The following is a 12,348-nucleotide window of genomic DNA, read 5'->3' on the forward strand; positions in this document are numbered from 1 at the left end:
AGCCTCCGGATCAGCGCGTGAACGACTGGGCATTGCCCGCGTCGACATTGACGATGTTGCCGGTCGATTTTGCCGACATATCGGAAGCGAGGAAGTAGATGGCTTCGGCAATATCTTCCGGGAAGACGCTGAGCTTCAGCATCGAACGCTCGCGATAGTGCGCCTCCAGGTCGTCGACGTCCATCTTGTAGGCGGCTGCGCGCTGCTCCTTCCATTCGCCGGTCCAGATCTTGGAACCGCGTAGCACCGCGTCCGGATTGACGACATTGACGCGGATCTGCGCTGACGCCCCTTCGAGCGCGAGGCAGCGGGCAAGATGGATCTCCGCCGCTTTCGCCGTGCAATAGGCGGACGCGCCCGGGGAGGCGGCAAGGCCGTTCTTCGAGGCGACGAACACGACATTGCCGCCGGCCTTCTGGTTGCGGAAGATGCGGAAGGCCTCACGCGAGACGAGGAAATAGCCGGTCGTGAGAATGTCGATGTTCTTATTCCAGAGCGCCAGCGTCGTATCCTCGATCGCCGCCGACGAGGCGAGCCCGGCATTGGAGACGAGAATGTCGAGACCGCCAAAGGCGAGGAGCGCATCGCCGAAGCCTGATTCGACCGCCGCCTCGCTGGTCACGTTCATGTTGACGGAGCGGACGAAATCCTTGCCGTATCGTCCGGCAAGCTCGGTCTGCGCGGCCTCGAGCGCCGTTTCGTCGATATCGGCGAGAACGACGCAGGCGCCTTCCTGCATCAGCCGGTTGGCCGTCGCCTTGCCGATGCCGCCGGCGCCGCCGGTGACCAGCGCGATGCGGCCGGCGAGACTCTTCGGCTTCGGCATGCGCTGCAGCTTGGCTTCCTCCAGGAGCCAGTATTCGATGTCGAAGGCTTCCTGCTCTGGCAGGCCCACATAGGTCGACACGCCGGAGGCGCCGCGCATGACATTTATTGCGTTGATGTAGAATTCGCCGGAGATCCGCGCCGTCGCCTTGTCCTTGGCAAAGGTGATCATGCCGACGCCGGGGACAAGATAGACGACGGCGTTCGGGTCGCGCATCGCCGGGCTGTCGGGGCGCTTGCAGCGCTCGTAGTAGGCGGCATAGTCGGCGCGATAGGCGGCAATCGCCTCGGAAAGCCCGGCGAGCGTCTTGTCAATATCGGGATTGGCCGGATCGAATTCGACGACGAGCGGGCGGATCTTCGTCCGCAGGAAATGGTCAGGGCAGCTTGTACCAAGTGCCGCCAGCGGCTCGAGATTTTTGGATGCCACGAAATCGAGTACGGCCTGGCTGTCGTCGAAGTGCCCGACCTTTTTCTCGTCCGCGCTGATCAGCCCGCGGATGACGGGCATCAGTCGCTTGGCGATCGCGGCGCGTTCGGCGCTATCCAGCGTCGGCTTCACCGACCCGCCGAAGGCCGGTGCCGTGGTTTCTTCCTCGAACCAGGCAATCGCGCGGTTGATGATTTCGATCGTCGTCTCATAGGCTTCCTTGGCCGTATCGCCCCAGGTGAAGAGGCCGTGGCTTTCCAGGACCACACCGCGTGCCTTCGGGTTTTCGAGGCAGAACTTTTCGAGCCACAGGCCGAGCTCATAGCCCGGCCGCTTCCAGGGCAGCCAGCCGATCTCTTCGCCGAAGATTTTCTGCGTCAGTTCCTTGCTGTTGCTGGAAGCGGCGATCGCGATGATCGCATCCGGATGCATATGGTCGACATGCGCCTTCGGCACATAGGCATGCAGCGGCGTGTCGATCGAGGCCGCGCGCGGATTGAGGTTGAAGGTGCAATGCGGCAGGTAGCCGACCATCTCGTCTTCGAATTTGACGCCCCGGTAGATCCCCTTCAGGGCATTGAGCTTGTCCATGTACAGGGTGGCGAAGCCGTCGAGCTTGATGGTGCCGACGTCACCGCCCGACCCCTTGACCCAGAGAACCTCCGCCATCTCGCCCGTCAGCGGGTCCTTTTCCTGAACCTTGGCCGAGGTATTGCCGCCACCGTAATTGGTGATGCGCTTGTCCGATCCGAGAAGGTTCGATCGGTAGAGAAGCTTCTCCGGCTCGGTCATTCCTGCCGCCTTGCCCTCGTCCCAGAGGTTGGCCAGGCGTGCGCCTTGTTGCTTGTCGAGCATGTTGAATTCCTCCCGGTAAGCTATCCGGCGGCAGTAGGACCGCGGCGACATGATTGGCATCAGATCACACGGTCGGTGCGCGAATGTCAATCAAAAACGATCAAATCCGTTCATATTGCGCTGCACAATGAAAAAACATGATTGATACTGATTGACAATGCTCGGGACTGATGGAAGCATGCGGGGCATTCGGAGGAGCGAATGCACGAGAAAGAAAGACATAGGGTCATCCTGTCTGCGGTTCAGGAGAAACCGGTCGTGACGGTGCCCGAACTCGTCGAGCTCACCGACAGTTCGGAGGCGACGATCCGGCGCGATATCGCCGCTCTTCACGTGCAAAAACGCCTGCGCCGGGTCCGCGGCGGCGCCGAGGCGATCAATCCGCCACAATTCGTCGGTCTCGCCGGCCGGCCCTTCAGCGTCAACGAGGGCCTGCATGCCCGCGAGAAGCAGGCGATCGCAAAGGAGGCGGTGGCGCTGTGCGCCGACGGCGAACCGATAATCATCAACGGCGGCACCACGACCTTCCAGATGGTGCACTTTCTCGCAAACCGCCGGATGCAGGTCTTCACCAATTCCTTCCCGATCGCCGAGCACCTGCTGAAGCACTCGAAGAACACCGTGATGCTTTCGGGAGGCACGATCTACCGTGAGCAGAACATCATATTGAGCCCCTTCGACAACGACGTGACGCGCAATTTCTATGCGCGCCGCATGTTCATGGGGGCACAGGGGCTCGGGCCCCTCGGGTTGATGGAGGCGGATCCGCTTCTGATCCAGGCCGAACAAAAACTGATCGATCAGGCCGACGAATTGGTCGTGCTGGTCGATTCCTCGAAATTTCACAGGCGCTCGAGCCTCATACTTTGCGGGCTCAAGCGTATCGCCACTGTGATCACGGATTCGGGCATCGAGGACAGGCATGCCGCAATGCTCGAAGGCGCCGGCGTCAATCTGGTCATCGCCAAGGCGAAGCCCGCCGTTGACGCGGAAAGTGCTTCATCGTCCGCCTGACGCGGGCGGAGGAGAGGGGAGTGGGACGTTGCGGCGCCCGGGCATGTCCGGGTCGGCCGCAGATAGGGGGCCGGACCGATGCATTTATACCGAATGCGCGCGGCTCAAAGGGAGGAGAAAGTCATGAAGATTATGAAATCATTGATGATCACGGCTGCAGTCGCGATGGCACTCATGGCCAATGCCGCGCATGCGGAAAACAAGAAGATCGCGCTCGTCGTCAAGGCGCTCGGCATCGGCTTCTTCGAGGCTGCCAACAAGGGTGCGCAGGAAGCCGCCAAGGAGCTCGGTGACGTCGAGGTCATCTATACCGGACCGACGTCGACGACCGCCGAGGGCCAGATCGAGGTGATCAACTCGCTGATCGCTCAGAAGGTCGATGCGATCGCCGTTTCCGCCAACGACACCGATGCGTTGGTGCCGGCTCTGAAGAAGGCGATGGATCGCGGCATCAAGGTCATTTCGTGGGATTCGGGTGTCGCCAAGGAAGGCCGGCTGATGCACCTTAATCCGTCCTCGAGCCCGCTCATCGGCAACATGATCATCAAGCTTGCCGCCGACAACCTGCCCGAAGGCGGCGACGTCGCGGTGCTCTCGGCCTCGGCGACGGCGACCAACCAGAACACCTGGATCGCGGAAATGAAGAAGGTCCAGGGCAACTACAAGGGCATCAACGTCGTGGCTACAGTCTATGGTGACGACCTTGCCGACAAGTCCTACCGTGAGACCCAAGGCCTTATTCAGTCCTATCCGAACCTGAAGGCGATCATCGCGCCGACCTCCGTCGGCATCGTCGCGGCCGCGCAGGCGGTTACGGACGCCGGCAAGATCGGCCAGATCAACGTCACCGGCCTTGGTCTGCCTTCCGAAATGGCGGGCCACGTGAAGTCCGGCGCATCGAAGTCCTTCGCGATCTGGAACCCGATCGACCTTGGCTACTCGGCAACGATGATCGCCTATGGCCTCGTCAACGGCGCCGAAGCCAAACCCGGCGCGGAACTGAAGATGGGCCGCATGGGAACAGTCAAGCTCGACGACAACAATGAAGGCGCCATGGCCGATCCGTTCGTCTATGATGCCTCGAACGTCGAAGAGTTCGCGAAGATCTTCTGATCCGCGGAGGATATTGCCCCTCATCCGGCCTGTCGGCCACCTTCTCCCCGTGAGACGGGGAGAAGGGAACAAGCGGCGCCGCCTCACGAACGTTGAGGTGTCGCCTCTCCCCGCCAGCGGGGAGAGGTTAGGGTGAGGGGCAACCTCACTGCCGAGGCGTCACGGCGAAGGCGCTTGAACGAACGACCGCGGCCCAATTGAAACGACTGAACTGGTGGACCCTCTCTTGTTGCAGGACACAACCACATCGCGGATGAAGCCCGCTGTCGCACTCGAGGGCATATCGAAGTCCTTTCCCGGCGTGCGCGCTCTCTCCGATGTTTCACTCGCGCTCTATCCCGGATCGGTGACGGCGCTCGTCGGCGAAAACGGCGCGGGCAAGTCGACCCTCGTCAAGATCCTCACGGGCATCTATCAGCCGGATGCCGGCGTCATCCGTGTGGCCGATGAGGAAGCGACGTTTCCGACCGCCCTTGCTGCGGCCCGTGCCGGCGTCACCGCGATCCATCAGGAGACGGTGCTTTTCGACGAACTCTCCGTTGCCGAAAACATCTTCCTCGGCCATGCGCCGCGCAATCGCTTCGGCTTCATCGACTGGAAGAAGCTCAATGCCGATGCGACGGCCCTGCTGCATCGTGCAGGGGCCGATTTCGACCCGACGATCCAGCTCCGCGATCTCGGCATCGCCCGGAAACATCTGGTGGCGATCGCCCGGGCGCTGTCGGTCGATGCGCGCGTCGTCATCATGGACGAGCCGACGGCGGCCCTGTCGCACAAGGAAATCCATGAACTCTATGCCCTGATCGAGCGGCTGAAGGCCGATGGCAAGGCGATCCTCTTCATCAGCCACAAGTTCGACGAGATCTTCCGGATCGCCGACCGCTACACGGTCTTCCGCGACGGGACGATGGTCGGCGAGGGCCTGATCGCCGACGTGAGCCAGGACGATCTCGTCCGCATGATGGTTGGTCGCGCCGTCGGCTCCGTCTATCCGAAGAAGGAGGTCGCGATCGGCGAGCCGGTGCTCACCGTCTCCGGCTATCGCCACCCGACCGAATTCGAGGACATCAATTTTGAGCTGAGGCGCGGCGAAATCCTCGGCTTCTACGGTCTCGTCGGCGCTGGCCGCTCGGAATTCATGCAGTCGCTGATCGGCATCACCCGGCCGTCGGCCGGCGCGGTCAAGCTGGACGGGCAGGTGCTGGTGATCCGAAGCCCCGCCGAGGCGATCCGCGCCGGCATCGTCTACGTGCCGGAGGAACGCGGCCGGCAGGGCGCGATCATCGGCATGCCGATCTTCCAGAATGTCACGCTGCCCTCCCTGTCGCACACGTCGCGCTCAGGCTTCTTGAAGCTCGCCAACGAATTCGCGCTCGCACGTGAATACACTTCCCGGCTCGACCTCCGTGCCGCCTCTCTCGACCAGGACGTCGGCACACTTTCCGGCGGCAATCAGCAGAAGGTCGTGATCGCCAAGTGGCTCGCGACCCGGCCGAAGGTCATCATCCTCGACGAGCCGACCAAGGGCATCGATATCGGCTCCAAGGCCGCCGTCCATGCCTTCATGAGCGAACTTGCCGCCGCGGGCCTGAGCGTCATCATGGTGTCTTCGGAAATTCCCGAGATCATGGGCATGTCGGATCGCGTCATCGTCATGCGTGAGGGGCGGATCGCCGGGCGCTTCGAGCGAGCCGAACTGACCGCCGAAAAGTTGGTGCGCGCGGCTGCCGGCATCGAAACGCAATCGAACGGTAGGGCCGCATGATGGCGAAGCTTCTGAAGAATCGCGAAATCCTGCTCGTCGTCGCCATCGTCGCGCTGGTCGGCCTGATTGCACTGCGCTTCCCCGCGTTCGTAACTCCGGCAAGCTTTGCCCGCGTCTACAACGACACCTCTATTCTGATCATTCTGGCGCTCGGGCAGATGGCGGTGATCCTCACCCGCTGTATCGATCTGTCGATGGCCGCCAACCTTGCGTTGAGCGGCATGGTCGCGGCGATGTTGAACACCGCCTTTCCCGGACTGCCGATTCCCCTGGTCATTCTTGTCGCGATGGCGCTCGGCGGCCTGCTCGGCATGGTCAACGGAACGCTCGTCTGGAAACTCGGCATCCCGCCGATCGTCGTCACTCTTGGAACGCTGACGATCTATCGCGGCCTGATCTTCCTCCTGACGGATGGCAAGTGGATCAACGCGCACGAGATGAGTGATGCCTTCAAGGGCCTGCCGCGTCTTGAGATCGCCGGGATGCCGGTGCTCTCCTGGCTCTCGCTTCTGATGATTGCGCTGATGTTCCTGGTGATGGGCCGCACGCCGCTCGGGCGCGCGTTCTATGCCGTCGGCGGCAATCCGCATGCTGCCGTCTATACGGGTATCGATGTCGGCCGCACGCGCTTCTTCGCCTATTGCCTCTCGGGCACGCTCGCCGGCCTCTCCGGTTATCTGTGGGTGTCGCGCTATGCGGTCGCCTATGTCGACATCGCCGCGGGCTTCGAACTCGATATCATCGCGGCCTGCGTCATCGGCGGCATTTCGATTGCCGGGGGCATCGGCTCGGTGGCAGGCGCGGTGCTCGGCGCGCTGTTCCTCGGCGTGATCAAGAACGCCTTGCCGGTCATCAACATCTCGCCCTTCGCGCAAATGGCGATTTCCGGAACGGTCATCATCATCGCGGTCGCCGTCAACGCCCGTGCCGAAAAGCGCAAGGGCCGGGTCATTCTTAGAAAAGCGGAGGCGGTCTGATGACGGACGCTCACCTTTCTCCCCGCCACATTCCGGACCGGCTGCAGAGCCGCGGTGCGCGCATCCTGAAGAGCTGGGAAAGCCTGCTGCTTGTCGTCGCGATTGCGATCTTTCTCGGCAATTCGCTGGCATCGCCCTATTTCCTCGATCCCTGGAACCTCTCCGACGCCACTTTCAATTTCACCGAGAAGGCGATGATCGCCTTTGCCATGGCGCTCGTCATCATCTCCGGCGAGATCGATCTGTCGGTCGCCTCGATCATCGCGCTGGCTTCGACCGCCATGGGCTATGCCGTGCAATTGGGCGTGGACACACCGGCGCTCGTCGCGATCGGACTTGGCGTCGGGCTCATCTGCGGCATGGTCAATGGGCTGCTGATCACCGGCCTGGGCTTGCCGTCGATCGTGGTGACGATCGGCACGATGAGCCTGTTTCGCGGGCTCTCCTTCATCGTCCTCGGCGACCAGGCCTTTACCGGTTATCCCGAAAGCTTCGCCTGGTTCGGGCAGGGCTATGTCTGGTGGGTCTTCTCGTTCGAGTTCACGCTCTTCGTGCTGCTCGCCGTTGTTTATGGCGTGCTCCTGCACAAGACGAATTTCGGCCGCGCTGTCTATGCCATCGGCAACAACCAGACCGCAGCGCTGTTTTCGGGCGTGCGCGTCGCGCGGGTGAAGTTCATCCTCTTCCTGCTCACCGGGCTGATGGCGGGCCTCGCCTCGATCTGCCTCACCTCCCGCCTCGGCTCGACGCGTCCCTCGATCGCACTCGGCTGGGAGCTGGAGGTGGTAACGATGGTCGTCCTCGGCGGCGTCAACATTCTCGGGGGCTCGGGCACCATTCCCGGTGTCGTGCTGGCGGCGCTGATCATGGGCATGGTGACATTCGGCTTCGGCCTCTTGAATGTGCCCGGCATCGTCATGTCGATTTTCATCGGCCTGCTGCTGATCTCGGTCATTGCGCTGCCGATCCTTTGGCAGCGCGCCCGCCGTCGTCTTGCGCATTGAGGTGTCTCCCATGGAAAAATACGCCTTCCGCATGCGGCTCAATCCAGGAATGGCCGACGAATACAAGGCACGCCATGATGCGATCTGGCCCGAACTGGTTGTCCTGCTCAAGGAAGCGGGAATTTCCGACTATTCGATCCACCTCGACGAAGAGAGCAACCTGCTTTTCGGCGTGCTCTGGCGGACCGATACGCACGGGATGGCGGAGCTTCCTTCGCATCCGGTAATGCAGAAATGGTGGGCTTATATGGCGGACATCATGGAGACCCGCGCCGACAACGAGCCGGTGGCGGTGCCGTTGAAGACCGTTTTCCATCTGAGCTGACGATGAAGACGGTCGCTGTCATCGACATAGGCAAGACGAACGCCAAGGTCGCGCTGGTCGATCTCGCGCGGTTCGAGGAAATTGCCGTGCGCAAGACGGGCAACGGCGTGGTCAATAGCGGCCTTTACCCACACTTCGATATCGAGCGTCTTTGGCGCTTCATTCTCGACAGCCTCGCCGCACTTCATCGCGAGCACAGGGTGGACGCCATATCGGTTACCACCCACGGGGCCACCGCAGTCCTGCTCGACGATGCCGGCGACCTTGCGCTGCCCGTTCTCGATTACGAGTTCGCAGGGCCGGACGCGCTCGCGGCGGACTACGACCGGGTTCGCCCCCTGTTCTTCGAGACCGGTTCGGCGCGCCTGCCGATGGGCCTGAATGTCGGCGCACAGCTCTTCTGGCAGGAGCGTATGTTCCCGGAGCACTTCGCGAAGGTCGCGACGATCCTGACCTATGCGCAGTACTGGTCCTACCGGCTGACAGGCGTCAGAGCGAACGAATTGACTTCGCTCGGCTGCCACACCGACCTCTGGAATCCGAAGGCCGCAGGTTTTTCTTCGATGGTCGACGCACTCGGCTGGCGCAAACTCTTCGCACCCGTGCGCAAGGCGAGCGACGTGCTTGGCGGGCTGCTGCAACATTTGGCGGATGAAACGGGCTTGCCGCGAAATCTGCCGGTCTATTGCGGGATTCACGACTCCAATGCCTCGTTGCTACCGCATCTGCTGACGCGCAATGCACCCTTCTCGGTCGTTTCGACCGGGACCTGGGTTGTCATCCTGTCGGTCGGCGGCGACCGGGTGGAACTCGACGAGAAACGCGACACGCTGATCAACGTCAACGCGCTCGGCGATCCGGTGCCCTCGGCCCGGTTCATGGGCGGCCGCGCCTTCTCGACGCTTATGGGCGAGAACCCGCCCGCCGGTTCGCTGGAGGCGGAAAGCAAGGTTCTGGCTGCGGGCCACATGCTGCTGCCGTCGGTGCCGGTCGGCTCCGGCCCTTTCCCTTCGACCAGCGCGCGCTGGACGGTCGACGAAAGGGCGCTTGCTCCGGCCGAGCGGCTTGCCGTCGCTTCCTTTCATCTTGCACTGATGACGGCGACATGCCTTGATCTCATCGGAGCAAGGGGCGAGATCGTCGTCGAAGGGCCTTTTGCCGCCAACGCCGCCTATTTGCGGATGCTTGCCGCGGCCACCGGGAGACAGGTCCTTGCCGACAGCCACAGCGCCACCGGAACCAGCCTTGGTGCGGCCTGCCTCGTGACCGGCGTTCGCGTCCACACGGGGGCAGAACGTTTCAAGGGTAGCGTCTCGGATGATTATGCGAGATACGCCGAGGAATGGCGCGCACTCACTGCGGCGCACGTAGAGCACGCAGTCGACGCCTAAAGTCTACCCGATGTAATGTAATGTATACGCGAAGTAGAGCATTCGCGTTGCGTAAATCAATCAGAAAACCGCGTTCCGGTTTAGCGACCGATTATGTTCCAGATTGATGACGATCGAAATTGCTGCCATTGTCAGAATTGCAGTGATGGCGGCGCCTATTCCAAGAACAATCATTGTTCATTTCCCGTCGGCGCACCGTCATGATGTCGCCCAGCCCGTGTGAAGGTTACTGCAGGCGGTCTGCGCCTTTTTCACTGTCGCTTTCGATACGAGATCGCAAGTAGAAGCACAACTATAAACTCTTGTGATTGAAAACCTGTTGTTGTTCGCATCGAATAGTGCAGTTTCGCTGCAGTGCAAAATCGAACGAGCCGGAAGTCCTGTGAATTTTAGCCATTCCAATTAGGGGCCAGGAATCGTTAACTTTCAAGCAACGAATTAACCATAAACATGGTCGCACACGTCGGAATAGGAAAGTCTCAGCTACTCCTCAAGGCATGACGCCGCCCCGCCGTACCGGTTCCGGTCCGGGATCTATTCTTCACCGAAATTACTTGCGGGATGGACGGTGGCAGACGCTGCGGCGCGCTGATCGCATCGATCGGGCGTAACCACCGCTGGCTTGCTGGCTGGCCCTCCCCAGGCGAGTTTCGATTGCGCAACAGGCCGGGGATTGGTGTGAAGCAGGACGCGTCGTCAGAACAGGCAAGGAGGGGCCAAGCAGGAAGCTTGCTTGAGCGCTTGCGTTTTGCCGGGCTCGACGAAGACGGCTGCGCGCTTGTGCGCCACCACCGCCAGGCCCTTTCGCCGCGCATCGAGCTTGCGCTACGGGATCTCTTTCAACGGTTTCAAACCTATCCGGAGGCCGCCCGCCACTTCGAAAGTGACCGCCAGCTTGATCGTCTGCACGATCTGCAATCGTCGCATTGGAATGTGCTGACCGATGCCCGTTTCGACGGGCTTTATGCGGAGCGCGTGAAAGTGCTTGCCGATACGGAAGGTCGCATGGGGCTCGACCCCCGCTGGCAGGTCGCAAGTCACGCGGTGGTACTGGAGCATTTGCTAACCGGCCTCGTCGAGGACGCGTGGCCCAGCTCGCTGCTTCCCTTCGGCAAGGCGCGCAAGAAGGAACTCTGCAATCTCGTCGCCGCGCTCGTGCGCACCGCCTTCGTCGATACGGAGATCGCGGTATCGCTGCGTTTCAACGCCTTGCGCCAGCAGCATCAACGGCAAATGGCCGAGCAGCGCAGGGACGACGAGACGGCGGTCAGCGACCTTTTCTCAAGCTTTCTGGAGGCTCTCGGTGACGGCGATCTTGCTGCCCGGCTGCCGGAAGACGCTTCGGATGCCTATCAACCGATCGTCGCACGCCTCAATGCGTCCCTGGATCAGATTCAGGCGACGCTGAAATCCGCTGACGAGCGCAGCACAGCGGCAGAAGCGATGGTCTCGCAGCTGCACGCCCGTGTGGCGGAATTTTCCGGCAGGGCCGGAGGCGAAGCGGAGGCACTTTCGCGTCAGGCGGCAACACTCGGCGGCGTAACAGAACGCATGCAAATCGGATCGGCGCGCATCGGTGAAACCGAGACGAAAGCGAACGAGACGCGCATTGCCGTCGAGCGGAGCGGTGAGATTGCCGGTCAGGCGATTTCGGCGATGGCCGACATCGAGGCGTCTGCCGAGAAGATCGGTCAGATCATCGGCGTGATCGACGAAATCGCCTTCCAGACCAATCTTCTGGCTCTCAACGCCGGCATCGAGGCGGCACGCGCCGGCGAGAGCGGCCGCGGCTTCGCGGTGGTCGCCCAGGAGGTTCGCGCACTTGCCCAGCGCTCCGGCGAGGCGGCGCGCGAGATCAAGCAGCTTGTTACCGGAACCAAGGCCCAGGTCGAGGCTGGCGTCGAGATGGTCGGCCGAACGCAGGATGCGATCAGCAGCATCGTCGAGCAGGTGATTTCCATTAACGCGGCGGTCTCGGGCATCGCCCGTGACGCCGAAGACCATGTGAGCGATCTTCGTACCGCCACCACCGAAATCGGGGGCATCTCGCAAGCAATGCAGCAAAGCGCGGCGCTGGCGGAAAACGCCGCGAGATCGTCGGGCGACCTTAGTGCGGTCATCGAGGAACTGGGCCGGACGGTCCGCAGCTTCCGTCTCGAACAGCATCAGGCGGGGCGGGCAGCGGCGATCCGCAGCCCGGCGCTCTCGCCCGCATCGCAGCGCGCGCCGGGGCAGGCTAGCGACGACGACGCGATCGCTCTGTTCGACGACGGCGCTGTCACGGGGCGACATGTTGCGGCACGGCACCACTAGTCTTGGGCAAGAGATTTAACGCAGGCAGGCGAGGAACCCGAAATGGCCAGCAAGAAGACCGCTCAGAAGACGCTCAGGCTCGCTCCTGTGCTCGATCTGAACGAGGCGACGGCGCTGCATGAAAAGCTGCTGGCGCTGAAAGGCAGCGCAGTCGCCATCGATGCCTCCGCTGTCGAGCGGATCGGTGCGCTCTGCGTTCAGGTGCTGATCGCCGGCGCAAGAAATTGGGAAGAACAGCAGCTGTCTTTCACCTTTGCAAAGGTGTCGGACGCCTTCGTTAAAACGACACAGCTCATCGGCGTGGACATCGATCCCCTGATGGCAAAGGAGATTTGA

At 62.0% G+C, this 12,348-nt stretch carries 10 protein-coding genes; 9 read left to right on the forward strand and 1 reads right to left on the reverse strand.

Annotated elements, in window-relative coordinates:
- Window positions 1-10: 10 nt before the first annotated feature.
- The gene (locus FKV68_RS03455) at window positions 11-2,110 is read right to left on the reverse strand and encodes a bifunctional rhamnulose-1-phosphate aldolase/short-chain dehydrogenase (protein WP_180940147.1); all 2,100 of its coding nucleotides are present in this window, start codon (window positions 2,108-2,110) and stop codon (window positions 11-13) included.
- Window positions 2,111-2,311: 201 nt separating this feature from the next.
- Between FKV68_RS03455 and FKV68_RS03460 the strand changes: the two genes are divergently transcribed.
- From FKV68_RS03460 to FKV68_RS03500, 9 genes are all read left to right on the forward strand, one after another.
- Window positions 2,312-3,124 (forward strand): DeoR/GlpR family DNA-binding transcription regulator, encoded by an 813-nt coding sequence (locus FKV68_RS03460; RefSeq protein WP_180940148.1) that lies wholly within the window; start codon window positions 2,312-2,314, stop codon window positions 3,122-3,124.
- A gap of 123 nt (window positions 3,125-3,247) precedes the next feature.
- Window positions 3,248-4,237 (forward strand): rhamnose ABC transporter substrate-binding protein, encoded by a 990-nt coding sequence (rhaS, locus tag FKV68_RS03465; protein ID WP_180940149.1) that lies wholly within the window; start codon window positions 3,248-3,250, stop codon window positions 4,235-4,237.
- A 253-nt stretch (window positions 4,238-4,490) separates the two neighbouring features.
- Window positions 4,491-6,002 (forward strand): sugar ABC transporter ATP-binding protein, encoded by a 1,512-nt coding sequence (locus FKV68_RS03470; RefSeq protein WP_180940150.1) that lies wholly within the window; start codon window positions 4,491-4,493, stop codon window positions 6,000-6,002.
- Entirely contained in the window at window positions 5,999-6,979 is a 981-nt protein-coding gene (locus FKV68_RS03475; protein WP_180940151.1) for an ABC transporter permease, read from the forward strand. The genes FKV68_RS03470 and FKV68_RS03475 overlap by 4 nt, the downstream gene beginning before the upstream one ends.
- Window positions 6,979-7,983 (forward strand): ABC transporter permease, encoded by a 1,005-nt coding sequence (locus FKV68_RS03480; RefSeq protein WP_180940152.1) that lies wholly within the window; start codon window positions 6,979-6,981, stop codon window positions 7,981-7,983. Before FKV68_RS03475 ends, FKV68_RS03480 begins: the two co-directional genes overlap by 1 nt.
- Window positions 7,984-7,993: 10 nt before the next feature.
- The gene (rhaM, locus tag FKV68_RS03485) at window positions 7,994-8,308 is read left to right on the forward strand and encodes an L-rhamnose mutarotase (protein WP_180940153.1); all 315 of its coding nucleotides are present in this window, start codon (window positions 7,994-7,996) and stop codon (window positions 8,306-8,308) included.
- Window positions 8,305-9,699, forward strand: coding sequence for an FGGY-family carbohydrate kinase (locus tag FKV68_RS03490; protein WP_180941394.1), 1,395 nt, complete (start codon window positions 8,305-8,307; stop codon window positions 9,697-9,699). The genes rhaM and FKV68_RS03490 overlap by 4 nt, the downstream gene beginning before the upstream one ends.
- A gap of 678 nt (window positions 9,700-10,377) precedes the next feature.
- Window positions 10,378-12,012 (forward strand): globin-coupled sensor protein, encoded by a 1,635-nt coding sequence (locus FKV68_RS03495; protein ID WP_180940154.1) that lies wholly within the window; start codon window positions 10,378-10,380, stop codon window positions 12,010-12,012.
- Between the two features lie 42 nt (window positions 12,013-12,054).
- Window positions 12,055-12,348 (forward strand): STAS domain-containing protein, encoded by a 294-nt coding sequence (locus FKV68_RS03500; RefSeq protein WP_153438461.1) that lies wholly within the window; start codon window positions 12,055-12,057, stop codon window positions 12,346-12,348.

This window comes from Sinorhizobium mexicanum, assembly GCF_013488225.1.
In the GTDB taxonomy this organism is placed as follows: Bacteria; Pseudomonadota; Alphaproteobacteria; order Rhizobiales; family Rhizobiaceae; genus Sinorhizobium; species Sinorhizobium mexicanum.